Genomic DNA, 24,822 nt, shown 5'->3' with positions numbered 1-24,822 from the left:
GAAGAAGGCCATGAGTACACCCCGTAGGACCACCCCAGGCGCTCAGACGCCGTCCCCGCCGCCCGCGCGCGGCCGTCGCGCCCATGCCGGACGACCCGCCGACGAGGACTCCGACGACACCCCCGGCCAGGCCCAGGACGGCACACCCACACGCGTGGGATGCCGTCGGCTCCGGCCCCGGACCGTACGGGCCAAGGTCGTCTGCCTGCTGATGGTGCCCGTCGTCTCCCTGCTCGCCCTGTGGGCGTACGCCACCGTCAGCACCGCCCAGGACGTGTCACGACTGCGCCGGTCGCAGCGCGTGGACGCCGAACTGCGCACCCCGCTCGCGGGCGCCGTCACCGCCCTCCAGGCCGAGCGCGCGGCCGCCGTGCGCTACGCGACCGATCCGGGCTCCGGACAGGGCGGCGACCTGCGAACCCTCGCCGGCCGCACCGACCGGTCCGTGGCCCGGCTGCGGCTCGGCGACGACAACACCGTCGCGGACAGCGAGGAACTGCCCCCCGGTGTCGCACAGCGCCTGAACGCCTTTGTCACCGGGGCCGAGCACCTGAGCACACTCCGCACGGCGGTGCTCGACCGGCGCGCCGGCTGGGAGGAGGTGTACGGGCAGTACACGCGGACCATCGGCACCGCCTTCGGGGTGGACGGCGCCCTCACCGGCATCCAGCAGGCCGACCTGGGCTCCGACGCGCGCGTACTCCTCGAGTTCTCCCGCGCGCAGGAGGCACTGGCGCAGGAGGACGTCGTGCTCGCCGGCGCCCGTCTCGCGGGCGGCCTCTCGGGCGAACGGCTGCGGCTGTTCACCGGCGCCGTCGACACGCGCCGCACGCTCACCGACACCGCCGTCGCCGATCTGCCCGACGCCCAGCGTGCCGCCTGGCAGAACCTCGCCGCGAGCGGCGCCTACACCGGCGTCGGCAACCTCGAGGACAAGGTCCTGGCCGCCGGCCCGGGCGTCCGCGCGGTCGACGCGGCCCCGGCAGCCACCTGGGAGACCGCCCACGCGCGCGTGCGGGACGGAATGCGGGCCATCGGAACCGACGCCGCGAGCACCGTCGCGGGCCGGGCCGAGCCGTACAGCCGCGGCCTGCTCACCCCGGCCGGCGCCGCCGTCCTCTTCGGCCTCGCCGCCGTCGCCGCCTCGCTCGTCATCTCCGTACGCATCGGACGCGCCCTCGTGGTCGAGCTGGTCAGCCTGCGCAACGGCGCACTGGACATCGCCCGCCGCAAACTTCCCGAGGCGATGCGGAGACTGCGTGCCGGAGAGGACATCGACATCCGGACCGAGGCCCCTTCGGAGCCGCCCGCCGAGGACGAGACCGGCCAGGTCGCCGAGGCCCTCAGGACAGTGCACCGCGCCGCCCTGCGCGCCGCCGTGGAGCGCGCCGAACTCGCCAGTGGCATCTCCGGGGTCTTCGTCAACCTCGCCCGCCGCAGCCAGATCCTGGTGCACCGCCAACTGAACCTGCTGGACAGCATGGAACGCCGCTCGGACGACCCCGGCGAACTCGGCGACCTCTTCCGGCTCGACCACCTCACCACCCGCATGCGACGCCACGCGGAAAGCCTGATCATCCTCTCCGGGGCGGCGCCGGGCCGGGCCTGGCGCATGCCCGTCTCCCTCACCGATGTCGTACGCGCGGCCGTCTCCGAAGTCGAGGACTACGCGCGCGTGGAGGTGAGGCAGCTCCCCGAGGCATCCGTGGTCGGCGCCGCCGTCGCCGACCTCACCCATCTGGTGGCCGAACTCGTGGAGAACGCCGCCCAGTTCTCACCGCCCCACACGCGCGTACGCGTCACGGGCGAACCCGTCGGCAACGGCTACGCCCTGGAGATCGAGGACCGCGGCCTGGGCATGGGCCCCGACACACTCGCCGAGGCCAACCGGCGCATCGAGCAGTCCGAGGCGCTCGACCTGTTCGACAGCGACCGCCTGGGCCTCTTCGTGGTCAGCAGGCTCGCGGCGCGCCACAGCATCAAGGTGCACCTGCGTACCTCCCCCTACGGTGGCACCACCGCCGTGGTCCTGTTGCCCACCGCCCTGCTGCACAGCGGCGCCGCGGAAGCCGCCGACCGCTCGGCGGCGGACCCGGAACGGGCCGAGCACCCGGCGTACGCGCGGGTGTCCGGTGCTCGCTCACCCCAGGAGGCCGTGGCCGCGTCCGCCGACCGCCCGGCCCTCGCGGCCACTGGCCGGCTCTCGGCAGAACCCGTGTCCGAAACCTCACCCCCGGGAGTCACCACCTTGCGGCTGCACCGCCCCCCGAACGACCCCGAGGGCTCCGACGAGCTCCCGCGCCGGATACGGCAGGCGAGTCTGGCGCCCCAACTGCGCGAACACCGCCCCGAGAAGCCGTCCCCGCCACCGGACGCGCACAGCGACGACCGGCGCACGCCCGAACTGGTGCGGGACCGCATGGCGGCCTACCGCGACGGCTGGACGCGCGGCGGCGGCAGGCGACCCGGCCGCGGCGCCACCCCTGATCCCGAAGCGGACAGCGACAGCAGTGAAGGAGACCCCGCATGATCGAGGACCCGAACATGAGGGCCGCCATGGGGATCCCCCCGCTCGAGCGAAGCCGAGAGCGGGGGAGGTCCGGCGAACTCGACTGGCTGCTGGACGACCTGGTGACCCGCGTGGGCGACGTACGGCACGCCGTGGTGCTGTCCAACGACGGCCTGGCCGTGGGCGCCTCCACCGGCCTCGAGCGCGCGGACGCCGAGCACCTCTCCGCCGTCGCCTCCGGCTTCCACAGCCTCGCCAAGGGCACCGGGCGGCACTTCGGGGCCGGCGGCGTCCGCCAGACCATGGTGGAGATGGACGACGCCTTCCTCTTCGTGGCCGCCGCCGGAGACGGTTCCTGCCTCGCCCTCCTCACCGCGGTCACGGCCGACATCGGACTCGTCGCGTACGAGATGGCACGGCTGGTAAGGCGCGTCGGCGAGCACCTCTACACGGCCCCCCGGGGCGCCGCGCGGCCGCCTGCCGCCGGGTGAACCGAGAGGGCGGCCGGCACAGATGACCGAGAACACCACAGACGCCCCGCGGGAGCAGGGCAGCCAGTGGTACGACGGCGAGGCCGGACCTCTCGTCCGTCCCTACGCCATGACCGGCGGCCGCACCAGACCCGGCCCCACCGGAGTGCGTTTCGACCTGATCGCACTCGTCACCCTCGCCCCCGGCGGCCTTCCCGCAGACGGTGATCCAGCGCTCGGCCCCGAGCACCACACGCTCGTCGACCTGTGCCGCACGGAAACCCAGTCGGTCGCCGAACTCGCCGCGGGCGCGGACCTTGCCGTGGGCGTGATCAGGGTGCTGCTGGGCGACCTGCTGGACCTGGGCTGCGTCACGATCAGCCGCCCGGTGCCCCCTGCGCAGCTGCCCGACGAACGCATTCTGCGCGAGGTCATCGCGGGATTGCGGGCGCTGTAGATGACATTCACCACCCCCGAGAGAAGTGATCATGGCCTCCGAGCAGTCCGACGCCACGGACGACGACACGTCCGCCCTGGCGCTGAAGATTCTGATCGCCGGCGGATTCGGCGTGGGCAAGACCACCCTGGTCGGCGCGGTCAGTGAGATCCGTCCGCTGCGCACCGAGGAACTGCTCAGCGAAGCCGGGCAGTTGGTCGACGACACCGACGGCGTGGACCAGAAGGTCACCACCACCGTGGCCATGGACTTCGGCCGCATCACCATCCGCTCCGGCCTGTCCCTGTACCTCTTCGGCACACCGGGCCAGGACCGCTTCTGGTTCCTGTGGGACGAGCTGTCACAGGGCGCCCTCGGAGCGGTGGTCCTGGCGGACACCCGGCGGCTGGAGGACTGCTTCCCGGCCGTGGACTACTTCGAGCACCGGCACATCCCGTTCGTCGTGGCCGTCAACTGCTTCGCCGGCGCCCGCGCCTACGGCGCCCACGACGTCTGCCGCGCCCTCGACCTCGACCAGGGCACGCCCGTCGTCCTCTGCGACGCCCGCGACCGGGACTCGGGAAAGGAGGTGCTGATCCGGCTCATCGAGTACGCCGGGCGGATGCACACCGCCCGGCTGCTCGACTCGGTGGGCTGACCCGCTGACGGCGGCCTCAGCCCGCCAGGTCCTTCACCGCCACCACGTGGTCCACGGTGACGCGCACCAGGAGCTCGCCCGGAACGCCGTTGCGGGCGCCGAACTCCTCGGCACGTTCCTCACCCATGTACCGTGCGGCGATCCGGGTCGCCCAGTCCCGGACCTCACCGAGATCCTCGGACAGCCGGGCGCGGCCGCTCAGCGTCACGAAGTGGAAGGGCGGCCGGTCGTCGTCCACGCAGAGCGCGACGCGCCCGTCACGGGCCAGGCTGCGCCCCTTCACGGTCTCCTTGCCCGTGTTGAAGACCACTTCGTCGCCGTCCAGCAGGAACCAGATCGGCGCCACGTGCGGGCTGCCGTCGGCGCGCACAGTGGACAGTTTGCCGGTGCGGGTGCCCTCCGAGACGAACGCCCGCCATTCCTCATCGGTCATCTTCTGTGCCATACCCCCATCCTCCTTGCCCGGACGGCGGTCGTGGGGAAGGCTGGCGGGAAGTTCCTCCAGCCAGGGGGAGACGTCACACGGGGAGAGACGGAAGATGGCGCAGAACCAGGGACTCGGGTGGCTCCTGGACGACCTGACCGGGCGCGTGGAACAGGTACGGCACGCGCTGGTCCTGTCGAACGACGGCCTGGTGACGGGCGCGAGCACCGGCCTCCGCCGCGAGGACGCGGAGCACCTGGCCGCCGTCGCGTCCGGACTGCACAGCCTGGCCAAGGGTTCCGGACGCCACTTCGGCGCGGGCAGAGTCCGCCAGACGATGATCGAGTACGACGACGCCGTACTGTTCGTCACCGCCGCCGGCAGCGGCAGCTGTCTGTGCGTGCTCAGCGGCGCCGAGGCCGACATCGGCCAGATCGCCTACGAGATGACACTGCTCGTCAACCGCGTCGGCGAGCACCTCGGCGTGGACGCCCGACAGCCCGGGCGTGAACCCAAAGAAGACCTCTGACCTGCGAGTTCGCTAGCCCGTACGGAGTTATCCACAGGCTCGCCCGGAAAATCGCCGGACCGGCTACGGTTTTTTTCACGGCGAGCGCGGACGGCGTGAGCCACCGGACTCCACGGGGGAGACGACCATGTCGGGCAACACCATCGAGGCACCGCATCACCTGACCTGCGCACCGAGCCGTGCCGCTCGCGAACTCGGCCTCAAACGCAGTGAATTCGAGCTCGCGGTACACCTCGGCCGGATCCGTACCGTGCCCGACGAGGGCGGAGGCGGGCGCCGCCGCGTGGACCGGGCCGAGATCGAGCGCCTGCGCGGCCAGGACGGATTCCCGGAATCACTTCGGGAGAGCGTCAGGGCCGTGGGCACCACGGAGGGCGCGGCTCTGATGGAGGTGTCAGCCGCCAGGTTCACCCGGCTCGCGCGCCTCGGCCTGGTCGTACCGGTCACGTTCTATCTGAACCGGTACCGCGCCGTGGTCTGGCTCTATCTGGCCGAGGAACTGCGGAAGTTCGCGGCGGACGAGCAGAACGCCCGCCTGCTGACCGGCCGTACCCCTCAGGCTCTGCGCGACCGACTGGGGGAGGGGCTGGACCTGCGGGCCCGCACCTGGCGCGGGCGTCACCTGGGCTTCCTGCTGCGCCAGGCCGGCGACCCCTGGGAGCGCGCGGGTGCCATGGCCGCCTTCCTGGACCCCGTGCACATCTCGGACGTGGTCAAGGACCCCTACGAACGGGCTCATGTGAACCGGTTCCGGCCGGGGCCGCCCGCACAGGGCGCCCCGGGCACGCCCTCGGCGGATCTCGCCGAGCGGATCATGACGGCGGACGACCCGGACGAGGTCGGCTGGCTCCGCGGCGATCTGGCGCAGACGGTGGACGAGGCCCGCGCTCACCGGCCCGCCCCGCGCCCGACGCCACGCGAGGCGACCGTGCCCGCACAACCCCCGGCCCCGCCCGCACCGGACGCGGCGTGCTCGCCGAAGCCCGTACGCGGCCCACGGAGCTGGCTGCGCCGCAGGAACACCCGGCCCGCGGATCACTGAGCAGTGGCTACCTCGGCTACAGCGACTGCAAGGACCTGAACAGCCCTTCCTGGACGACCGACACGAGGAGGCGCCCCCGCAGGTCGTAGATCCGCCCGCGGGCCAGACCCCGGCCTCCTATCGCGATCGGGGACTCCTGGTCGTACAGGAACCACTCGTCCGCGCGGAACGGCCGGTGGAACCACATCGCGTGATCCAGCGAGGCCATGTCGAAGTTCCGCGAACCCCACAGTGGCTCGACCGGGATGCGGACCGCGTCCAGGAGGGTCATGTCGCTGGCGTAGGTGAGCGCGCAGGTGTGCACCAGCGGGTCGTCGCCCAGCGGGCCGACCGCCCGCATCCACACCGCGCTGCGCGGCTCGGCGCCCTCGATCTCCTCGGCGTGCCAGCGCAGCCCGTCGGCGTAACGGATGTCGAAGGGCTGGCGGCGCGCCATCCGCTCCAGTCGCTCGGGCAGTGCGCCCAGGTGCTTGCGGATCTCCTCCGTCACCGTCGGCAGGGAATCGGGGTGCGGCACATCCCGGGCCGGCGGCAGCTGGTGCTCGAACGGTCCTTCCTCAGGCTTGTGAAAGGAGGCGGTCAGATTGAAGATCGTGCGGCCCTGCTGCACCGCGGTGACCCGGCGCGTCGTGAACGACCGGCCGTCCCGTACCCGTTCCACCTGGTACACGATCGGCACGCCCGGGCGGCCAGGGCGCAGGAAGTACGCGTGCAGCGAGTGCACCGGACGGTCGCCGTCCGTGGTGCGCCCGGCGGCGACCAGCGCCTGGCCCGCCACCTGCCCGCCGAAGACCCGCTGCAGGGACTCCTGCGGGCTCAGTCCACGGAAGATGTTGACCTCGATCTGCTCCAGGTCGAGCAGGTCGACGAGTCTCTCGGCCGGATTCGTCATGGGTGTCAGTCTCCCGTGCTCACAGCTGGCCGACATCGGTGACCCGGACGACCGCACGGCCCTCCGCGTCGGAGGCCGCGAGGTCGACCTCCGCGCTGATGCCCCAGTCGTGGTCGTCATTGGGGTCGTCGAAGATCTGGCGGACGCGCCAGAGCTTGTTCTGCGGCTCTTCCCGGATCACGAGCAGCTTCGGACCGCGGGCGTCGGGGCCGGTGCCGAGGTCGTCGTACTCGTCCCAGTACTTGTCCATCGACTCGCCCCAGGCCTGGGCGTCCCAGCCGGACTCGGCGTCCAGCTCGCCCAGTTCGTCGACCTGGTCGAGGGCGGCGAGCTCCACGCGGCGGAACATCGCGTTGCGGACCAGCACCCGGAAGGCACGCGCGTTGGTGGTGACGGGCTTGACCTCGTCGGCCTTCTCCTGAGCCTCCTCAGCGGTCATCTCCTCCGGGTTGGCCAGCTGCTCCCACTCGTCCAGCAGGCTGGAGTCGACCTGGCGCACCATCTCGCCGAGCCATTCGATCAGATCCTGCAAGTCCTCCGACTTGAGGTCGTCCGGAATGGTGTGGTCCAGGGTCTTGTAGGCACTCGCCAGGTAGCGCAGCACGATGCCCTCGGTGCGAGCCAGCTCGTAGAAGGACACCAACTCCGTGAAGGACATCGCCCGTTCGTACATGTCACGGATCACGGACTTCGGCGACAGCGGATGGTCGCCGACCCAGGGATGGCTCTTGCGGTACGTGTTGTACGCGTGGAAGAGCAACTCCTCCAGGGGCTTGGGGTAGGTGACGTCCTGGAGGCGCTCCATGCGCTCCTCGTACTCGACACCGTCCGCCTTCATCGCGGCCACGGCCTCGCCGCGCGCCTTGTTCTGCTGCGCGACGAGGATCTGCCGCGGATCGTCCAGGGTGGACTCCACGACCGACACCATGTCGAGGGCGTAGGACGGCGACTCCGGGTCCAGCAGTTCGAACGAGGCGAGCGCGAACGTGGACAGTGGCTGGTTGAGCGCGAAGTCCTGCTGGAGATCGACCGTGAGGCGGACGATGCGGCCCGTGGGGTCCGGCTCGTCCAGCTTCTCGACGATGCCGCCGTCCAGCAGCGAGCGGTAGATCGCGATCGCCCGCCGGATGTGCCTGAGCTGCTGCTTGCGCGGCTCGTGGTTGTCCTCCAGGAGGTGGCGCATCGCCTCGAAGGCATTGCCGGGCCGGGCGATCACCGACAGCAGCATCGTGTGCGTGACCCGGAACCGGGACGTCAGCGGCTCCGGCTCGGAGGAGATCAGCTTCTCGAAGGTGTTCTCCGTCCAGCCGACGAAGCCCTCCGGTGCCTTCTTGCGCACCACCTTGCGGCGCTTCTTCGGGTCGTCGCCCGCCTTGGCGAGTGCCTTCTCGTTCTCGATGACGTGCTCGGGTGCCTGCGCGACCACGAGCCCCGCCGTGTCGAAGCCGGCCCGGCCGGCCCGGCCCGCGATCTGGTGGAACTCACGGGCGCGCAGGGTACGCACACGGCTGCCGTCGTACTTGGTCAGAGCCGTGAACAGCACCGTGCGGATGGGCACGTTCACGCCGACACCGAGCGTGTCCGTGCCGCAGATGACCTTCAGCAGACCGGCCTGTGCCAGCTTCTCCACCAGCCGCCGGTACTTGGGCAGCATGCCGGCGTGGTGGACGCCGATCCCGTGGCGGACGTACCGGGAGAGGTTGCGGCCGAACTTCGTGGTGAAGCGGAAGTTGCCGATCAGCTCGGCGATCTGCTCCTTCTCCTCACGCGAGCACATGTTGATGCTCATCAGCGCCTGCGCCCGCTCCACGGCCTGCGCCTGGGTGAAGTGCACGATGTACACCGGCGCCTGCCTGGTCTGCAGCAGGTCGGTGAGCGTCTCCGTGAGCGGGGTGAACTTGTACTCGTAGGACAGGGGGACCGGGCGGGTCGCCGAGCGGACCACCGACGTGGGGCGGCCGGTGCGACGGGTGAGGTCCTTCTCGAAGAAGGAGACGTCGCCGAGCGTGGCGGACATCAGGACGAACTGCGCCTGCGGCAGTTCGAGCAGCGGGATCTGCCAGGCCCAGCCGCGGTCGCCCTCCGCGTAGAAGTGGAACTCGTCCATGACGACCTGGCCGACGTCCGCGTTCTTGCCGTCGCGCAGCGCGATGGAGGCGAGCACCTCGGCGGTGCAGCAGATGACGGGCGCGTCGGCGTTCACGGAGGCGTCGCCGGTGAGCATGCCGACGTTCTCGGTGCCGAACAGCTTGCACAGCTCGAAGAACTTCTCCGACACCAGCGCCTTGATCGGAGCTGTGTAGAAGGTGACCTCGTCCCGGGCCAGCGCGGCGAAGTGGGCGCCCGCGGCGATCATGGACTTGCCCGAGCCGGTGGGCGTCGACACGATCACGTTCGCACCCGAGACCGCCTCGATCAGCGCCTCCTCCTGGTGGGGGTAGAGCGTGAGACCGCGCTCCTGGGCCCACGACTCGAAGGCTTCGTACAGGGCGTCGGGGTCGGCGGTCGGCGGCAGCTGATCGATGAGGGTCACGCACCCATCTTGCCTGGCCTCCCGGCCGATGGGGGAATCGGCTGCGAGCAGGAAGATCACGGCAGCTACGCTGTGTCGCCGACGGAGCGTCAACGCACCCGGTCAACTGGACAGCGGCACACGAGGAATGGGGCGGGCAACGGCCATGATGGGACCAGCACACTCACTGTCGGGGGCCGCCGCCTGGCTCGGCGTCGGAGCGGCAGCCGCCGCGGCGGGCCACCCGATGCCCTGGCCGGTGCTCCTGGTCGGCGCGCTGATCTGCGCCGGCGCCGCGCTCGCCCCCGACCTCGACCACAAGGCGGCGACCATCTCGCGCGCCTTCGGACCGCTCTCCCGGTGGGTCTGCGAGATCGTGGACAAGCTGTCGTACGCCGTCTACAGGGCGACCAGAAAGCAGGGCGACCCGCGGCGCTCCGGCGGGCACCGGACGCTGACGCACACCTGGCTGTGGGCGGTCCTGATCGGCGGGGGCTGCTCGGCGGCGGCGATCACCGGGGGCCGGTGGGCGGTGCTGGCGATCCTGTTCGCGCACATGGTGCTGGCCATCGAGGGCCTGCTGTGGCGGGCGGCCCGCGGCTCGAGCAGCGATGTCCTGGTCTGGCTGCTGGCCGCGACCAGCGCGTGGATCCTGGCCGGCATCCTGGACAAGCCGGGCAACGGTTCCGGCTGGCTGTTCACCGCTCCCGGGCAGGAGTACCTGTGGCTGGGGCTGCCCGTCGTGCTGGGGGCGCTGGTGCACGACATCGGGGACGCGCTGACCGTCTCCGGCTGCCCGATCCTGTGGCCGATCCCCGTGGGCCGCAAGCGCTGGTACCCGCTGGGGCCGCCGAAGGCGATGCGGTTCCGGGCGGGCAGCTGGGTCGAGCTCAAGGTGCTGATGCCGGTGTTCATGCTGCTCGGCGGAGTGGGCTGCGCGGCGGCGCTCAACGTCATCTGACGGGCTCAGGTCATCCGACGGGCTCAGGCCGGCTCGCCACCCCCGCCCGGAGCGGATCCGCCGGTGGGCCCGCCGGTGGACCCGGCGTCCGCCCCGCCATACCGGCGCTCGAAACGCGCGACGCGCCCCTCGGTGTCGACCGTGCGGGCCTGGCCGGTGTAGAAGGGGTGGCTCTCCGAGGAGATCTCCACGTCGACGACGGGGTACGTCTCACCGTCGTCCCACTCGATGGTCCGGTCGCTGGTCGCGGTGGACCGGGTCAGGAAGGCGTACCCGGCGGCGCGGTCGCGGAAGACCACGGGGTGGTAGTCGGGGTGCTTGTCCTGCTGCATGGCGGCTCCTCGCACGGGGCGGTCGGCAGGCGTGCTGCGTCGGGCTCAGCCGTAGGTGTCCTCGTCCACGATGTGCATCGCGGCCTCCTCGGCGGAGGCGGCCGCGCCGTCGATGCCGACATCGGTGGCGACGAGGGCGGCCTCCTCGTCCTCGTGCGCCCCTTCGTCGGGGGCCACCAGACGGCCGGAGCGGAGGTCGCCGACCTCGTTGTCCAGGGGTTCGCCGTCGGTGTCCTCGGCGTCGCCGATACCGTCGCCGTCGGGGGCGGTGAGGTCGGGCAGCTCCTCGGCCAGGCGCTCGTCCAGGGACTCGCCCCGCCGGCGCTCGCCCGCCGTCACACCCGCGTGCTCCACCGCCCACGGCCGCTCGGGAGGGGACCAGCCGCGGTCCAGGGGGTCGTCGACACCGTCGTCGACGAGTGTGTCCTCCGCATCGAGCAGTCCCGCGTCGTCCTGGATCTCGGACGCATCGGGCTGGTATACGTCATCTCCCCATCCGTCGGTGCTGTCCACGGGTACCTCCAGCTGCTGGGCACGGCCCGTTCTCACCGCGTCCGTCGGCGGACCGCCGGGACGCGGGGCACAGGACTCACCCGGCGCGAACCGGACGGTGACCCGACGGTTCCCGGGCGCTCCCCAAGCCGGTGCCAGTCTCCAGCCTTCCACCCCGGTTCGGCACCGCGCAACGGCACGGGACCTGGCCCGGGAGTGCACACCCCGGCCCCGGCCCCGCACCGTCCGTCGGCAGCGCGCACGGCCCTTCCGGCCCCGCCCCAGGCCGCCCTGGCTCCCGCGGGATCACCCGTGCCAGGAACGCCACAGCGCCGCGTACGCGCCGTCCGCCCCGACCAGCTGATCGTGGCTGCCCAGCTCGCTGATGCGGCCGTTCTCCACGACGGCGATCACGTCGGCGTCGTGCGCGGTGTGCAGACGGTGGGCGATGGCCACCACGGTGCGACCGTCGAGGACGCGGGCCAGGGAGCGCTCGAGGTGCCGTGCCGCGCGCGGGTCCAGGAGCGAGGTCGCCTCGTCCAGGACCAGCGTGTGCGGGTCGGCCAGCACCAGCCGGGCCAGCGCGATCTGCTGGGCCTGGGCCGGGGTGAGCGCCAGCCCGCCCGAGCCGACCTCGGTGTCCAGGCCGTCGTCCAGCGCCCGCGCCCAGCCGTCGGCGTCGACCGCGCCCAGGGCGGCCCACAGCTCGGCGTCGGTGGCCCCGGTGCTGGCCAGCAGGAGGTTGTCGCGCAGGGAACCGACGAACACGTGGTGCTCCTGGTTGACCAGGGCGACGTGCGAGCGAACCTGCTCGGCGGGCATCCGGGAGAGTTCGGCACCGCCCAGGGTGATCCGGCCCTCCCGGGGAGCGTAGATACCGGCGAGCAGCCTGCCGAGCGTGGACTTGCCGGCCCCCGAGGGACCCACGAGAGCCAGCCGGGTGCCGGGCGCCACCTCCAGCGACACCCTGCGCAGGACGTCGACGCCCTCGCGGTAGCCGAAGTGCACCCGGTCCGCCTGAACGTCGCGCCCGTCCGGGCCCTGAGTGGCGTCCCCGGCGGCCGGCTCGATCTCGCGCACGCCGACCAGGCGGGCCAGCGACACCTGGGCGACCTGCACCTCGTCGTACCAGCGCAGGATGAGGTTGACCGGGTCGACGAGCATCTGCGCGATGAGAGCCCCCGTGGTGAGCTGCCCCACCCCGATCCAGCCGTGCAGCACGAAGAACCCGCCGACCATGAGGACCGAGCCGAGGACCGTGACATGAGTGGCGTTGATGACCGGGAAGAGCACGGACCGCAGCCAGAGCGTGTAGCGTTCCCAGGCCGTCCATTCCTTGATCCGGCGCTCCGACAGGGCGATGCGGCGCTCGCCGAGCCGGTGGGCCTCGACGGTGCGGCCGGCGTCCACGGTCTCGGCGAGCGCGGCGGCCACGGCGGCGTATCCGGCGGCCTCCGAGCGGTAGCCGGACGGAGCCCGCTTGAAGTACCAGCGGCACCCCGCCACCAGCAGCGGCACGGCCAGCAGCACGGCGGCCGCCAGCGGCGGTGCGGTGACCACGAGCCCGCCGAGCAGCAGCGCGGCCCACACGACCCCGATCGCCAGCTGCGGCACCGCCTCGCGCATGGCGTTGGCGAGCCGGTCGATGTCCGTGGTGATACGGGAGAGCAGGTCACCGGTGCCGGCCCGCTCCAGTACCCCCGGCGGCAGCCCGACCGACCGGACGAGGAAGTCCTCGCGCAGGTCGGCCAGCATCCGCTCGCCGAGCATCGCCCCGCGCAGCCGTACTTCGCGTACGAACACCGCCTGGACGATCAGCGCGAGCACGAACAGGCCGGTGGTCAGGCCCAGGTGCAGTTCGCGTGCCCCGTCGGAGACCCGCTCCACCAGCCCGCCCACCAGGTAGGGACCCGCCATGGAGGCCACCACGGCGACGGTGTTGACCGTGATCAGGATCCCGAAGGCACGGCGGTGCCGGCGGAACAGTTCGGCCACGTAGGCGCGTACGGTCGCCGAGGCGCCGACGGGCAGGGTGGTGGCCGTCGTCGGGGCCGCCGGGTCGTACGCCGGTGGCGCGACGCCGATCATGCGCTCTCCTCGATCTCTTCCAGCGCGCCCCGGAGGGCGGAGTGGTCGTCTTCCAGTGGTCCGGTCACGCGAGCCTCGTCGTCGGTCTCGCGGGTCACGACAGCCCGGTACCGGGGCTCGGTGTGCACCAGCTCGCGGTGCACGCCGACCGCCACGGCCTCGCCGTCGTGGACGAGGACGACCCGGTCCGCGCGGTCCAGGAGCAGTGGCGAGGAGGTGAACACCACCGTCGTGCGGCCGGTCCGCAGCGCGTGCACCCCGTCCGCGATCCGTGCCTCCGTGTGGGAGTCGACGGCGGACGTCGGCTCGTCCAGGACCAGTACCTCGGGGTCGGTGATCAGCGACCGGGCCAGTGCGAGCCGCTGGCGCTGGCCGCCCGAGAGCGAGCGACCGCGTTCGGTGATGCGGGCGTCCATCGGGTCGTTGGCGTCCAGCGAACCCTGGACGAGGGCCTCCAGGACATCCGCGCACTGCGCGGCTGCCAGCGCCGCCTCCGCCGCGACGGCACCGGACGCGGGCACGTCGAGCAGCTCACGCAGCGAACCGGACAGCAGTACCGGGTCCTTGTCCTGCACGAGGACGGCGGTGCGGGCGCTGTCCAGGGGCAGCTCGTCCAGCGGAACCCCGCCGAGCAGCACCGAGGGGCCCGGCTCGGTGGCGTGTCCGCCCAGCCGTTCGGCGAGCCGCCCGGCCGTGTCCGGGTCCCCGCAGACCACGGCGGTCAGCCGGCCGGAGGGAGCGAGCAGACCGGTCTCCGGGTCGTACAGCTCGCCGCCCGGCGTCTGCGCCGCGCGCGAGCCCCCGGCGTCCGTGGCGCGTTCCAGGGACAGCACGCGCGCGGCCCGTTTGGCGGACGGGCGCGAGAAGGAGTACGCCATGGCGATCTCCTCGAAGTGCCGCAGCGGATAGGCGAGGATCATCACCGAGCTGTAGGCGGTGACGAGTTCGCCGACGGTGATCCGGCCCGCGCGGGCCAGGTGGACGCCGTGCCAGACGACCGCGATCAGCAGCAGCCCGGGCAGCAGTACCTGGATCGCGGCGATCAGGGACCACATCCGGGCGCTGCGCACCGCCGCCCGCCGTACCTCCTGGGAGGCGCTGCGATAGCGGTCGAGGAACAACTCCTCGCCGCCGATGCCACGCAGCACGCGCAGACCGGCGACGGTGTCCGAGGCGAGTTCGGTGGCCCGGCCCGCCTTCTCGCGCTGCACGTCGGCGCGCCGCGTCGCGCGGGGCAGGAGCGGCAGCACGGCGAGCGCCACCACGGGCAGCCCCACCGCGAGCAGCACGCCGAGCGCGGGCTGGTAGACGAGCAGGGCGACGCAGACCACGACCACCGTCACCGCGGCCGCGGTGAAGCGCGAGACCGCCTCCACGAACCAGCCGATCTTCTCCACGTCACCCGTGGAGACGGCCACCACCTCGCCGGCGGCGACCCGCCGGGTCAGCGCGGAGCCCAGCTGTGCGGCCTTTCGGGCCAGCAGTTGCTGCACGCGGGCGGCCGCCGTGATCCAGTTGGTGACGGCGGTCCGGTGCAGGAAGGTGTCGCCGACGGCGATGCCCGCACCGCACAGCGCCATCAGCCCGCCGGTCAGGGCGAGGCGCGTGCCCGAGCGGTCGACGACGGCCTGCACGGCGAGCCCGACGCAGAACGGCAGTGCGGAGACGGAGACGAAGTGCAGCAGGCCCCAGGCCAGAGACTTCATCTGCCCGCCCAACTGGTTCCGCCCGAGCCACCACAGCAATCGGGGACCCGAACGCGCGTCGGGGACGCCCGGGTCGGGATACGGAAGGTCTTGAATCTGCATGGCGTATGACGTCCCAGGGGCTTGTGTCGGGGGGAGTCGGGAGTCCGGGGGAGTGAGACGGGGCAACAAACCGTGAAAGGTTCGCGTCGCAGCGTGGTCGAAAGCAAACGGTTTTCCAGGAGGGCGATGCGGGTGTGATGTCCGGAACCTTGTGCAATCAGACGGTACGGAGTGTCACCATGACCCGGTGCGGACGAACGGCGTACGGCGCGCGACGGCCCTGGCGGCGGCGCTCGGAACCCTGCTGACGGCCCTGACTGCCCTGGCTGCGCTGTCAGGGTGTGACTCGGCGGAGAACGGCGGAGCCCGGACCGCCGGGGAGCGCGGAGCCCCCGCCCGGGACCGGCACGGCAGCCCGGCCGCTGTCGGCACCACCCGCCTACCGGGCGTCGGCGAGGCCCTGCACCGGCGGATCCCCGCGGACTCCGGCCAGGTCGTGGTCGTCTACGGCCGGGGCGGCAACTCGGCCGACGCCACGCTGGTGCTGTACACCGAGCGGGGCACCGGCTGGGAACGGACCCGTAGTTGGCCGGCGCACAACGGAAAGAAGGGCTGGACCGTCGACCACCACATGGGGGACAACCGCAGCCCCGTCGGCGTGTACACGCTCTCCGACGCGGGCGGCGTGCTCGACGACCCCGGTGCCCGACTGCCGTACACCCGGGACGAGTCGTTCGCGGCCCCGCGCCAGTGGGCCGCGTCGCACTGGCACGACTTCGACTACGTCATCGCCATCGACTACAACCGGCTCAGGGGCACCCCGCCGAACGATCCGACCCGTCCCGAGGGCGAACACAGGGGCGGCGGCATCTGGTTGCACATGGACCACGGCAGCGGCACGTCGGCCTGCGTCAGCGTCTCGAAGGAGGCCATGGAGTACCTGCTGCGCACGCTCGACCCGGCCCGGCATCCGGTCATCGTCATGGGGGACCGGGCGCACCTGACGGCCTGATCCGCCCGGGCCTCATTGCGGCCGGGCCCAACTCCCCGTAGAACACCGGCCATGAGAAGCCGGATAGTCATGTCCATGCTCGCCGGACTCGCCCTCCTGGCGGGCGTCCTCCTGGGAGCGGCTCCCGCCCGGTCCGCCGACGTCCCCGCCGAGTTCGGCACCGACTGGCACGACCCCGTGACCGCCGCCCCGCCGGTCACCGCACCGCACACCAGGTCCTGCCGCGTCACCCTCGCCGAGGCGCAGTTCCGGGACTTCACCCCGTACAAGGGCACCTACACGCCCCCCGAGGGATGCGGCGACCGCTGGAGCAAGATCGTGCTGCGGCTCGACGGCAAGGTGAAGGGCCGCCAGTACGACCGGCTCGGCTATCTGCACGTCGGCGGCGTGGAGATCCTGCGCACCTCCACGCCGGAGCCGTCGCCGGACGGCATCGAATGGTCCGTGGCGAAGGACGTCACGCGCTACAGCTCCACCTTCCGCGACCCGCAGGCCGTCGACATGCTCATCGGAAACGTCGTCGACGACACGTACACGGGCGTCATCGACGTCAAGGTCACGCTGACCTTCTACGCGGGCCGTCCCGCCGCCACCGTCCCCGACCGCGTCCTCACCCTCACCGACACGGCCGCCGGGACCACTCTCACCACCCCGCGCAACAGCGAGCGGGTCGTCGCCGAGGTGTACGCCACCGGATCCGGCGGCGGTTGCGAGGAGTTCTGGTACCTCGCCGCCCCCGACCCGGCGCCGTACTCCTGCAAGGCGGCAGGCGGCCCGTACCGCGAGGTGCAGGTCAGGGTCGACGGCCAACTGGCCGGAATCGCCGCGCCGTTCCCGAACGTGTGGACCGGCGGCTGGTCCAACCCCTTCCTCTGGTACGTCGTCCCGGGCCCGCGCGCCTTCGACGTGCGGCCGGTCGAGTACGACCTCACGCCCTACGCGGGCATCCTCGACGACGGCCGTCCGCACCGCGTCGAGGTCTCCGTGGTCGGCGTCCCCGCGGGACAGACGGGCTGGAGCACTCCCGTCAACGTCCTGGTCTGGCAGGACGCGGGCCGGGCGCACGTCACCGGCGGGCTCACCGTGCACAAGGAGGGTGACGTCAGGAACTCCTCGACCTACACGCCCGGTTCGGACCACCGCGTGGACACCGGCGCCGGTCACCGGCTCACCGTCGCCGGATACGTCGACACCTCGCACGGCCGCGTGACGACCACCGTCAGCCGGACGCTGGCCAACACCTCCGCGCACCGGTGGACCGACGGCGAGACGACCGACGGACTCTACGCCACCTGGACGGACGACGAGTCGGTCACGATCGACGGTCGCGGACCCGCCCGGACGACGCACACGCACCGGACGTACACGATGAACGGCACCACCGCGATCGGTGCCGACGACCGGCTGCGTACCGTGCTCACGCTCGGCGACAGGGCTGCGGTGACCGAGATCCGCGGCGGCAGGCGCACGGCGTGGTCACGGCTCGACGACACGTACACCGGCGACGCCACGTACACCCTCGACGTCCCGCGCGACCAGCGCCACGCGGTCGCCACGACGAGCGAGCGCTACCGGCTCCGCGGCTCGGACGGCTGCTACGACCGCTCCCTGACGACCGTCCAGGGGGTGCTGACCGAGGACATCAGCCGCTGCTGAGCCACCGCCGGAGAACCGCGTTCAGCAACGCCCGGCCGTCGCCCCGTCCACGAGCGTGTCCAGCAGGTCGCCGAGCACCTCGCGCTGTTCGTCCGTCAACGGCGCGAGAATCTCCCGCGCGGCCGACCGGCGGGCGCCGCGCAACTCATCGAGGGCCTTGTGGCCGGCCTCCGTCAGCTCTATCCGGGTCACCCGCCGGTTCGTCGGGTCGGCCACCCGGCGCACCCTGCCGCTCGCCTCCAGCCCGTCGACCAGGGTGGTCACCGCGCGCGGTACCACCTCGAGGCGCTCGGCGAGGTCCGCCATCCGCGGCGGAGAGCCGTAGTGCGCCAGGGTGCGCAGCAGCCGCGACTGGGCCGGGGTGATGCCCAGGTCACGCTGTTCCAGATGGTGCTTCTGGATGCGGTGCACCCGTCGCGTCAGCCGCAGCAACTGCTCGGCGAGCAGGCCCTCGGGGTCGGGGGTGGTCATGCGGGAACAATATCAGGATGCCGTTCATTGTGAGTATAGGTAACAATGGCCCGAGACCCGATCCGCCGGCCGTCGTCGGCCGGTCCTGACCCGGTCTCGACACCGACGCCCGCTCACCTCCGTAGGAGCCCATGCATCCCGACCGTGAAGCCTCCTGGACCCCACCTGCCGACGCCAGGGAACAGCCCCGGCAGGTGCGCCGCATTCTGAAACTCTTCCGCCCCTACCGCGGCCGGCTCGCGGTCGTCGGCCTGCTGGTCGGCGCCTCGTCGCTGGTCTCGGTCGCCACGCCGTTCCTCCTCAAGGAGACCCTCGACGTCGCGATTCCCGACCGCCGCACCGGACTGCTGAGCCTGCTCGCGCTCGGCATGATCCTCAGCGCTGTTCTCAGCAGCGTCTTCGGCGTGCTGCAGACCCTGATCTCCACGACCGTCGGCCAGCGCGTCATGCACGACCTGCGCACCGCCGTCTACGGCCGTCTGCAGCGCATGTCGCTGGCCTTCTTCACCCGCACCCGCACCGGCGAGGTGCAGTCCCGCATAGCCAACGACATCGGCGGCATGCAGGCCACCGTGACCTCCACCGCCACCTCGCTGGTCTCCAACCTCACCAGCGTGGTCGCCACGATCGTCGCGATGGCCGCCCTCGACTGGCGCCTGACCCTCGTCTCGCTGCTCCTGCTGCCGGTGTTCGTGTGGATCAGCCGCCGCGTCGGCAACGAACGCAAGAAGATCACCACCCAGCGCCAGAAGCAGATGGCCGCGATGGCGGCCACGGTCACCGAGTCGCTCTCCGTCAGCGGCATCCTGCTCGGCCGCACGATGGGCCGCGCCGACTCTCTGACGGCCTCCTTCGCCGAGGAGTCCGAGCGGCTGGTCGACCTGGAGGTGAGGTCCAACATGGCCGGCCGCTGGCGGATGGCCGTCATCACCATCGTCATGGCCGCCATGCCCGCCGTCATCTACTGGACCGCCGGGGTGGCCCTCCAGATGGGCGGCCCGCAGACCTCGCTCGGCACGATCGTCGCCTTCGTCTCCCTCCAGCAGGGCCTGTTCCGCCCGGCCGTGAGCCTGCTGTCGACCGGCGTGCAGATCCAGACCTCGCTGGCGCTGTTCCAGCGCATCTTCGAGTACCTCGACCTGCCGATCGACATCACCGAACGGGAGCGGCCCGTCCACCTCGACCAGGTCAAGGGCGAGGTCCGCCTCGAAGACGTCGAGTTCCGCTACGACGGCAAGGGCAGCCCCGTCCTCGACGGCGTCGACATCACCGTCCCGGCCGGCGGCAGCCTGGCGATCGTCGGCCCGACCGGCGCGGGCAAGTCCTCGCTCGGCTACCTGGTGCCCCGGCTCTATGACGTCACCGGCGGCCGCGTGACCCTGGACGGCGTCGACGTCCGCGACCTCGACTTCGACACCCTGGCCCGCGCGGTCGGCGTCGTCTCCCAGGAGACCTATCTCTTCCACGCCTCGGTCGCCGACAACCTCCGCTTCGCCAAGCCGGACGCCACCGACGAGGAACTGCACGCGGCGGCGAAGGCGGCCCAGATCCACGACCACATAGCCGCGCTGCCGGACGGCTACGACACGGTCGTCGGCGAGCGCGGCCACCGCTTCTCCGGCGGCGAGAAGCAGCGGCTGGCCATCGCCCGCACCATCCTGCGCGACCCGCCGGTGCTCATCCTCGACGAGGCGACCAGCGCACTGGACACCCGTACGGAGGCCGCCGTCCAGGACGCCATCGACGCCCTCTCGGCCAATCGGACGACGCTCACCATCGCCCACCGCCTGTCCACCGTCCGGGCCGCCGACCAGATCGTGGTGCTGGACTCCGGACATGTGGCCGAGCGGGGAACGCACGAGGAACTGCTGGAGCTGGACGGCCGGTACGCGGCCCTGGTCCGCCGGGACGCGCAGTTGGAACCGACTAGCTGAAGATATGCCCGTATTAACCCATATATGCCGGGATTGTGACGGTATGCAAGCTACCGTGCCCGCATGCAGACGAACACTCCGCCACGGAGAACCACCCGACTGACACGCCGGGGCCGTATCGCCCTCGTCGTGACCGGCGCCGTCCTGGCCGGCACCGCCGTGGCGGTGCCGCTGCTCGTTCTGGACGACGAAGTCCCCGCCCGGACCATGACCCTGGTGATCCCGGAAGGCTCGCGCGCGAACCAGGTCTACGAGGCCGTCGACAAGGCCTTCGCCCTGCCCACAGGCACCACCAGGAAGTCCCTCGGCAAAGCCGGACTGAAGCTGCCGAACCAGGCCCAGGGCAACCCGGAGGGGTACCTCTACCCGGCGACCTACCCGATCGGCGAGAAGGCGACCCCGCAGTCACTGCTGCAGTCCATGGTCGACACCGCCAACCAGAAGTTCAACAGGGCGCCGGTCGCCGCCGGTGCGCAGCACCACGCCATGAACGTCTACCAGACGGTCGTCATCGCGAGCATCGTCCAGGCCGAGGCCGCCTCCAAGGCCGAGATGGGCAAGGTGGCCCGGGTCATCTTCAACCGGCTCCAGCGCGGCATGCCACTGCAGATGGACTCCACCATCAACTACGCCCTGGACCGCAGATGGGTCCGGCCGAGCACGGACGACACCCGTATCGAGAGCCCTTACAACTCCTACCAGCGCATGGGTCTGCCGCCCACCCCGATCGACAACCCCGGCCCGGAGGCGATGCGCGCGGCCACCAACCCGGTGCCGGGCGACTGGCTGTACTTCGTCACCGTCAAACCCGGCGACACCCGCTTCACCACCGACTACACCGAACACCAGCGCAATGTGGCCGAGTTCAACGCGATGCAGGAGGGCAAGGCGCAGCCATCGAGTCCGGGCCGCACCCCTCAGCCCTCGCCGAGCGTCCCCGCGCAGCAGCAGCAGCAGCAGCAGCAGCAGCAGCAGCAGCCCCAGCCCCAGCCCCAGCTTTCGCAGTCCCCCCAGTGAGCGGGCGCGCGTTCACGCGGCGACGGGCTCCGCGGTCAGCAGCCGCCTGATGTCCCGCACCGCCGCGCGTCCCGCCCGGTTGGCGCCGATGGTGCTGGCCGACGGCCCGTACCCGACCAGGTGAATACGCCGGTCACCGACCGCGCGCGTCCCCTCGACCCGGATCCCGCCGCCCGGCTCGCGCAGCCGCAGCGGCGCCAGATGCTCGAGGGCGGCGCGGAAGCCGGTCGCCCACAGGATGACGTCGGCGGCCACCTTCCGTCCGTCCCGCCACTCCACACCCTCGGGAGTGAAGCGGTCGAACATCGGCAGCCGGTCCAGGACGCCGTCCCGCAGCCCCTGCCGGATCGCGTCGTTGAGCGGCAGCCCCGTGACCGAGACCACGCTCCTGGGCGCCAGCCCCTGCCGCACCCGCTCCTCCACCAGCGCGACCGCGGCCCGGCCCGCTTCCTCTCCGAACGGCCCCTCACGGAAGACGGGCGGCCGACGGGTCACCCAGGTGGTGGCGGCCGCGTACGGCGCGATCTCCAGCAGGTGCTGGGTGCCAGAGGCGCCCCCGCCCACCACGACCACCCGCTGCCCGGCGAACTCCTCGGGTCCCGCGTACTGCGCGGTGTGCAACTGCCGTCCCCGGAAGCTCTCCTGACCGGGGTAGCGCGGCCAGAACGGCCGGTCCCAGGTGCCGGTGGCGTTGATCAGCGCCCGCGTCGACCACGTACCGTCCGAGGTCTCCACCAGCAGCCGCCCGCCCTCGCCCTCGCGCACGGCGCGTACGTGGACGGGCCGCCGCACCCGCAGGTCGAACATCCGCTCGTACCTGTCGAAGTACTCCCCGACGACGTCGGCCGACGGCCGCGCCGGATCGGCCTCCGTCAGCTCCATCCCCGGCAGGGAGTGCATCCCGTGCACCTTGCCGTACGTCAGCGACGGCCAACGGAACTGCCAGGCACCGCCCGGAGCGGGGGAGTGGTCGAGCACGACGAAGTCGCGGTCCGGCTCGAAGCCCGTGCGCCGCAGGTGATAGGCGCCGGCCAGACCAGCCTGGCCGGCGCCTATGACGACCACGTCGACCTCACGCGTGTTGTTCACGGTTGTACGAACATCGAGGCGGCCGGGGATCTTCCCGGGCGGGTGAGGTGGCGACCGGTGACGTGTGAAACCCGGCGTACGGGTCAGGATGGGGGCATGCCAGCCGCCTTCACCACACGAGTGCAGCACGTCGCCACCGGTTCCCGGGAGCGGGTCGTGGACCTCACCCGCGACTGCGAGGCCTTCCTCGCGGAGGTGGCGGCCGGCCGCGACGGCCTTCTGAACCTCTTCGTCCCGCACGCCACCGCCGGCATCGCCATCATCGAGACGGGTGCTGGCAGTGACGACGACCTCCTGGCCGCCCTGCACACCCTGCTCCCCGCCGACGACCGCTGGCAGCACCGCCACGGCAGCCCCGGCCATGGCCGCGACCACGTCCTCCCCGCGATCGTCCCCCCGCACGCGACCCTGCCGGTGATCGGCGGACGACTGGAACTGGGCACGTGGCAGTCGGTGTGCCTGGTGGACACCAACCGGGACAATCCAGACAGGAAGGTCCGCCTGTCGTTCCTGGGTTGAGGCGGTGGCAGACGTGCTCGTCCTGTGGATTGAAACAAATCGTGCTAAACTTACCGGCAGTTGCAGTTGTGGTTCCCGAAACTTCAAGTGCCTCGGCGACCGTATGTCGTCGGGCATTTTTGTATCTCCGGTGCTTATCCGGACGGGCTTCATTGTGGCAACGCAGGGGTCCGCATGGTGTGGGCCCGCGGGCACTGCCCCAAGGGGATATCGAAATGGCTACTGGCACTGTCAAGTGGTTCAACTCGGAAAAGGGCTTCGGTTTCATCGAGCAGGACGGCGGCGGCCCGGACGTCTTCGCCCACTACTCGAACATCGCCACCCAGGGCTACCGTGAGCTCCAGGAAGGTCAGAAGGTGAACTTCGACATCACGCAGGGCCAGAAGGGTCCGCAGGCGGAGAACATCACCCCCGCCTGACGTCGAAGCGTACGAGATATCTGGGGTCCTGCCTTGCGGCGGGGCCCCAGATATTTGTTTCTGTATTCCGCTGGAATTATTTCTGTCCTACATCTGGCTCGTTCTTGCGATTCATCCGGCTCGTTCCTGTCGGAAATTCCTCGATGCGCGCCCTGTCGAGGAAGGTTCTCCATGAGCCGCTCAGCTCGCACGAATGACCGCTTCCGTCCCCAGCAGGAGTTCGCGCTGCCGGACACCGTCACCCCGGCCCTGCCCGCGGTCGCGACCTTCGGTGAACTGGACATGCCGGTCGAGTTGCTGAAGATGCTCACCGGTCACGGCCTGAACGAGCCGTTCCCGATCCAGGCCGCCACGTTGCCGAACTCTCTCGCAGGGCGCGACGTCCTGGGCCGTGGGCGCACCGGATCGGGCAAGACGCTCGCCTTCGGCCTGGCGCTCCTCGTGCGCACGAGCGGGCAACGTGCCGAGGCGCGGAAGCCGCTGGCCCTGATCCTCGTCCCCACGCGCGAGCTGGCCCAGCAGGTCACCGAGGTGCTCGCCCCGTACGCCCGGTTGCTCAAGCTCCGGCTGGCCACCGTGGTCGGCGGCATGTCGATCGGCAGGCAGGCCGGCGCACTGCGTACGGGGGCCGAGGTGGTCGTCGCGACCCCCGGCCGCCTCGCGGATCTCGTCGAGCGCAAGGACTGCCGCCTGGACCGGGTGAAGATCACCGTCCTGGACGAGGCCGACCAGATGGCGGACATGGGTTTCCTGCCGCAGGTCACCGAGCTGCTGGACCAGGTGCGTCCGGACGGCCAGCGCATGCTGTTCTCGGCCACGCTGGACCGCAACATCGATCTCCTGGTCCGTCGTTACCTCCATGACCCGGTCGTCCATTCGGTCGACCCGTCGGCGGGCGCGGTCACCACGATGGAGCATCACGTGCTGCAGGTGCACGGCGCCGACAAGTACGCCACCGCCACAGAGATCGCTGCTCGCGAGGGGCGCGTGCTCATGTTCCTGGACACCAAGCACGCTGTCGACCAGTTCACCAAGCACCTGCTGAGCAGCGGCGTGAAGGCCGCGGCGCTGCACGGCGGCAAGTCGCAGCCCCAGCGCACCCGCACCCTGGAACAGTTCAGAACCGGCGACGTCACGACGCTGGTGGCCACCAACGTCGCGGCTCGGGGCATTCACGTCGACGACCTCGATCTCGTCGTCAACGTCGACCCGCCCAACGACCACAAGGACTACCTGCACCGCGGTGGCCGGACGGCCCGCGCCGGCGAGTCCGGCAGCGTCGTCACGCTGGTCCTGCCCGGCCAGCGCCGGGACATGGCCCGGCTCATGTCCGACGCGGGCATCAGGCCGCAGATCACGCGGGTCCGCTCCGGCGAGGCCGAGCTGAGCCGCATCACCGGCGCCCAGGCTCCCTCCGGTGTCCCCGTCGCCGGCAGCGGGCCGGCCGCGGAGCGCCCGAAGCGCGGCGGTGCTCCGTTCCGTGGCCTCGGCACCCGTCCGGGACGGGCCGACGGCGGTGGCGGGTCCCGCCGCTCCGCCGAGGCCCGCCAGATCGCCGAGGCCCGCAAGGCCGCCCGGGTCCGCCGTGGCGCGTAGGCCGGCCCGGCCCGTC

The 24,822-nt window shown here is 71.5% G+C and carries 23 protein-coding genes; 14 read left to right on the top strand and 9 right to left on the bottom strand.

The genetic code is table 11. The features are described from left to right. Positions 1-10: 10 nt before the first annotated feature. Genes ACH45E_RS02670 through ACH45E_RS02655 form a run of 4 tightly spaced genes read left to right on the top strand, consistent with a single transcriptional unit; the run spans position 11 to position 4,073 of the window. The gene (locus ACH45E_RS02670) at positions 11-2,530 is read left to right on the top strand and encodes a sensor histidine kinase (RefSeq protein WP_361435928.1); all 2,520 of its coding nucleotides are present in this window, start codon (positions 11-13) and stop codon (positions 2,528-2,530) included. Beyond that, positions 2,527-3,000, top strand: coding sequence for a roadblock/LC7 domain-containing protein (locus ACH45E_RS02665; protein ID WP_361435930.1), 474 nt, complete (start codon positions 2,527-2,529; stop codon positions 2,998-3,000). The genes ACH45E_RS02670 and ACH45E_RS02665 overlap by 4 nt, the downstream gene beginning before the upstream one ends. Before the next feature lie 22 nt (positions 3,001-3,022). Continuing rightward, positions 3,023-3,436 carry a DUF742 domain-containing protein gene (locus tag ACH45E_RS02660; RefSeq protein ID WP_361435932.1) on the top strand — a complete coding sequence of 138 codons (414 nt, stop codon included), beginning with the start codon at positions 3,023-3,025 and terminating at the stop codon, positions 3,434-3,436. 31 nt (positions 3,437-3,467) lie between these two features. Then, a complete protein-coding gene (locus ACH45E_RS02655; protein ID WP_361435934.1) occupies positions 3,468-4,073 on the top strand; it encodes an ATP/GTP-binding protein in 606 nt (201 codons plus the stop codon). 16 nt (positions 4,074-4,089) lie between these two features. On the opposite strand, the gene ACH45E_RS02650 is transcribed toward ACH45E_RS02655, so the two are convergent. Then, the gene (locus ACH45E_RS02650) at positions 4,090-4,518 is read right to left on the bottom strand and encodes a PPOX class F420-dependent oxidoreductase (RefSeq protein WP_361435936.1); all 429 of its coding nucleotides are present in this window, start codon (positions 4,516-4,518) and stop codon (positions 4,090-4,092) included. A 94-nt stretch (positions 4,519-4,612) separates the two neighbouring features. Between ACH45E_RS02650 and ACH45E_RS02645 the strand changes: the two genes are divergently transcribed. Together ACH45E_RS02645 and ACH45E_RS02640 are read left to right on the top strand one after the other, a co-directional pair. Then, positions 4,613-5,026: a roadblock/LC7 domain-containing protein gene (locus ACH45E_RS02645; protein WP_132854825.1), complete on the top strand. Its 414-nt coding sequence runs from the start codon at positions 4,613-4,615 to the stop codon at positions 5,024-5,026. A gap of 127 nt (positions 5,027-5,153) precedes the next feature. Continuing rightward, the gene (locus ACH45E_RS02640) at positions 5,154-6,068 is read left to right on the top strand and encodes a DUF6397 family protein (protein WP_361435938.1); all 915 of its coding nucleotides are present in this window, start codon (positions 5,154-5,156) and stop codon (positions 6,066-6,068) included. Positions 6,069-6,084: 16 nt separating this feature from the next. On the opposite strand, the gene ACH45E_RS02635 is transcribed toward ACH45E_RS02640, so the two are convergent. After that, positions 6,085-6,960: an acyl-CoA thioesterase II gene (locus ACH45E_RS02635; RefSeq protein WP_361435940.1), complete on the bottom strand. Its 876-nt coding sequence runs from the start codon at positions 6,958-6,960 to the stop codon at positions 6,085-6,087. 19 nt (positions 6,961-6,979) lie between these two features. Next, positions 6,980-9,493, bottom strand: a complete 2,514-nt coding sequence (locus ACH45E_RS02630; protein WP_361435942.1) for a DUF3516 domain-containing protein — start codon at positions 9,491-9,493, stop codon at positions 6,980-6,982. Between the two features lie 145 nt (positions 9,494-9,638). On the opposite strand from ACH45E_RS02630, the gene ACH45E_RS02625 reads away from it, so the two are divergent. After that, positions 9,639-10,433, top strand: a complete 795-nt coding sequence (locus ACH45E_RS02625) for a metal-dependent hydrolase (RefSeq protein ID WP_361435944.1) — start codon at positions 9,639-9,641, stop codon at positions 10,431-10,433. A gap of 23 nt (positions 10,434-10,456) precedes the next feature. Here ACH45E_RS02625 and ACH45E_RS02620 read toward each other — a convergent pair whose 3' ends face one another. The 4 genes from ACH45E_RS02620 to ACH45E_RS02605 form a co-directional block, all read right to left on the bottom strand. Next, entirely contained in the window at positions 10,457-10,765 is a 309-nt protein-coding gene (locus ACH45E_RS02620; protein ID WP_361435946.1) for a type B 50S ribosomal protein L31, read from the bottom strand. Positions 10,766-10,810: 45 nt separating this feature from the next. Beyond that, positions 10,811-11,278 carry a DUF5709 domain-containing protein gene (locus tag ACH45E_RS02615; protein WP_361435948.1) on the bottom strand — a complete coding sequence of 156 codons (468 nt, stop codon included), beginning with the start codon at positions 11,276-11,278 and terminating at the stop codon, positions 10,811-10,813. Between the two features lie 285 nt (positions 11,279-11,563). Next, complete coding sequence (locus tag ACH45E_RS02610; protein WP_361435950.1) at positions 11,564-13,345, bottom strand: ABC transporter ATP-binding protein; 1,782 nt, start codon at positions 13,343-13,345, stop codon at positions 11,564-11,566. Beyond that, complete coding sequence (locus ACH45E_RS02605; protein ID WP_361435952.1) at positions 13,342-15,153, bottom strand: ABC transporter ATP-binding protein; 1,812 nt, start codon at positions 15,151-15,153, stop codon at positions 13,342-13,344. Before ACH45E_RS02605 ends, ACH45E_RS02610 begins: the two co-directional genes overlap by 4 nt. A 187-nt stretch (positions 15,154-15,340) precedes the next feature. On the opposite strand from ACH45E_RS02605, the gene ACH45E_RS02600 reads away from it, so the two are divergent. Both ACH45E_RS02600 and ACH45E_RS02595 read left to right on the top strand, forming a co-directional pair. Continuing rightward, on the top strand, positions 15,341-16,105 hold the full coding sequence (locus ACH45E_RS02600; protein ID WP_361435954.1) for a L,D-transpeptidase family protein: 765 nt from the start codon (positions 15,341-15,343) through the stop codon (positions 16,103-16,105). Between the two features lie 51 nt (positions 16,106-16,156). Then, on the top strand, positions 16,157-17,761 hold the full coding sequence (locus tag ACH45E_RS02595; RefSeq protein WP_361435957.1) for a peptide-N4-asparagine amidase: 1,605 nt from the start codon (positions 16,157-16,159) through the stop codon (positions 17,759-17,761). 21 nt (positions 17,762-17,782) lie between these two features. On the opposite strand, the gene ACH45E_RS02590 is transcribed toward ACH45E_RS02595, so the two are convergent. Continuing rightward, positions 17,783-18,232, bottom strand: coding sequence for a MarR family transcriptional regulator (locus ACH45E_RS02590; RefSeq protein ID WP_361435960.1), 450 nt, complete (start codon positions 18,230-18,232; stop codon positions 17,783-17,785). Positions 18,233-18,363: 131 nt separating this feature from the next. Here ACH45E_RS02590 and ACH45E_RS02585 point away from each other — a divergent pair, with 131 nt between their 5' ends. After that, complete coding sequence (locus tag ACH45E_RS02585; protein WP_361435962.1) at positions 18,364-20,166, top strand: ABC transporter ATP-binding protein; 1,803 nt, start codon at positions 18,364-18,366, stop codon at positions 20,164-20,166. Between the two features lie 63 nt (positions 20,167-20,229). After that, on the top strand, positions 20,230-21,183 hold the full coding sequence (mltG, locus tag ACH45E_RS02580) for an endolytic transglycosylase MltG (protein WP_361435965.1): 954 nt from the start codon (positions 20,230-20,232) through the stop codon (positions 21,181-21,183). A gap of 12 nt (positions 21,184-21,195) precedes the next feature. On the opposite strand, the gene ACH45E_RS02575 is transcribed toward mltG, so the two are convergent. Beyond that, a complete protein-coding gene (locus ACH45E_RS02575) occupies positions 21,196-22,272 on the bottom strand; it encodes an NAD(P)-binding domain-containing protein (protein WP_361435967.1) in 1,077 nt (358 codons plus the stop codon). A 96-nt stretch (positions 22,273-22,368) separates the two neighbouring features. On the opposite strand from ACH45E_RS02575, the gene ACH45E_RS02570 reads away from it, so the two are divergent. The 3 genes from ACH45E_RS02570 (at position 22,369) to ACH45E_RS02560 (ending at position 24,806) form a co-directional block, all read left to right on the top strand. Further along, positions 22,369-22,791, top strand: coding sequence for a secondary thiamine-phosphate synthase enzyme YjbQ (locus tag ACH45E_RS02570; RefSeq protein WP_361435969.1), 423 nt, complete (start codon positions 22,369-22,371; stop codon positions 22,789-22,791). Positions 22,792-23,006: 215 nt separating this feature from the next. Then, the gene (locus tag ACH45E_RS02565; RefSeq protein ID WP_361435971.1) at positions 23,007-23,210 is read left to right on the top strand and encodes a cold-shock protein; all 204 of its coding nucleotides are present in this window, start codon (positions 23,007-23,009) and stop codon (positions 23,208-23,210) included. Between the two features lie 171 nt (positions 23,211-23,381). Continuing rightward, a complete protein-coding gene (locus tag ACH45E_RS02560) occupies positions 23,382-24,806 on the top strand; it encodes a DEAD/DEAH box helicase (protein ID WP_361435973.1) in 1,425 nt (474 codons plus the stop codon). Positions 24,807-24,822 lie beyond the last annotated feature (16 nt).

The organism is Streptomyces sp. NPDC020299 (assembly GCF_044387825.1).
Classification (GTDB): Bacteria; Actinomycetota; Actinomycetes; order Streptomycetales; family Streptomycetaceae; genus Streptomyces.
This window is presented reverse-complemented; position numbering and strand designations above follow the sequence as displayed.

Coding starts and splice junctions, on each gene's coding strand:
- ACH45E_RS02670 (WP_361435928.1), top strand. CDS start 11: ATGAGTACACCCCGTAGGACCACCCCAGGCGCTCAGACGCCGTCCCCG.
- ACH45E_RS02665 (WP_361435930.1), top strand. CDS start 2,527: ATGATCGAGGACCCGAACATGAGGGCCGCCATGGGGATCCCCCCGCTC.
- ACH45E_RS02660 (WP_361435932.1), top strand. CDS start 3,023: ATGACCGAGAACACCACAGACGCCCCGCGGGAGCAGGGCAGCCAGTGG.
- ACH45E_RS02655 (WP_361435934.1), top strand. CDS start 3,468: ATGGCCTCCGAGCAGTCCGACGCCACGGACGACGACACGTCCGCCCTG.
- ACH45E_RS02650 (WP_361435936.1), bottom strand. CDS start 4,518: ATGGCACAGAAGATGACCGATGAGGAATGGCGGGCGTTCGTCTCGGAG.
- ACH45E_RS02645 (WP_132854825.1), top strand. CDS start 4,613: ATGGCGCAGAACCAGGGACTCGGGTGGCTCCTGGACGACCTGACCGGG.
- ACH45E_RS02640 (WP_361435938.1), top strand. CDS start 5,154: ATGTCGGGCAACACCATCGAGGCACCGCATCACCTGACCTGCGCACCG.
- ACH45E_RS02635 (WP_361435940.1), bottom strand. CDS start 6,960: ATGACGAATCCGGCCGAGAGACTCGTCGACCTGCTCGACCTGGAGCAG.
- ACH45E_RS02625 (WP_361435944.1), top strand. CDS start 9,639: ATGATGGGACCAGCACACTCACTGTCGGGGGCCGCCGCCTGGCTCGGC.
- ACH45E_RS02620 (WP_361435946.1), bottom strand. CDS start 10,765: ATGCAGCAGGACAAGCACCCCGACTACCACCCCGTGGTCTTCCGCGAC.
- ACH45E_RS02610 (WP_361435950.1), bottom strand. CDS start 13,345: ATGATCGGCGTCGCGCCACCGGCGTACGACCCGGCGGCCCCGACGACG.
- ACH45E_RS02605 (WP_361435952.1), bottom strand. CDS start 15,153: ATGCAGATTCAAGACCTTCCGTATCCCGACCCGGGCGTCCCCGACGCG.
- ACH45E_RS02595 (WP_361435957.1), top strand. CDS start 16,157: ATGAGAAGCCGGATAGTCATGTCCATGCTCGCCGGACTCGCCCTCCTG.
- ACH45E_RS02590 (WP_361435960.1), bottom strand. CDS start 18,232: ATGACCACCCCCGACCCCGAGGGCCTGCTCGCCGAGCAGTTGCTGCGG.
- ACH45E_RS02585 (WP_361435962.1), top strand. CDS start 18,364: ATGCATCCCGACCGTGAAGCCTCCTGGACCCCACCTGCCGACGCCAGG.
- mltG (WP_361435965.1), top strand. CDS start 20,230: ATGCAGACGAACACTCCGCCACGGAGAACCACCCGACTGACACGCCGG.
- ACH45E_RS02570 (WP_361435969.1), top strand. CDS start 22,369: ATGCCAGCCGCCTTCACCACACGAGTGCAGCACGTCGCCACCGGTTCC.
- ACH45E_RS02565 (WP_361435971.1), top strand. CDS start 23,007: ATGGCTACTGGCACTGTCAAGTGGTTCAACTCGGAAAAGGGCTTCGGT.
- ACH45E_RS02560 (WP_361435973.1), top strand. CDS start 23,382: ATGAGCCGCTCAGCTCGCACGAATGACCGCTTCCGTCCCCAGCAGGAG.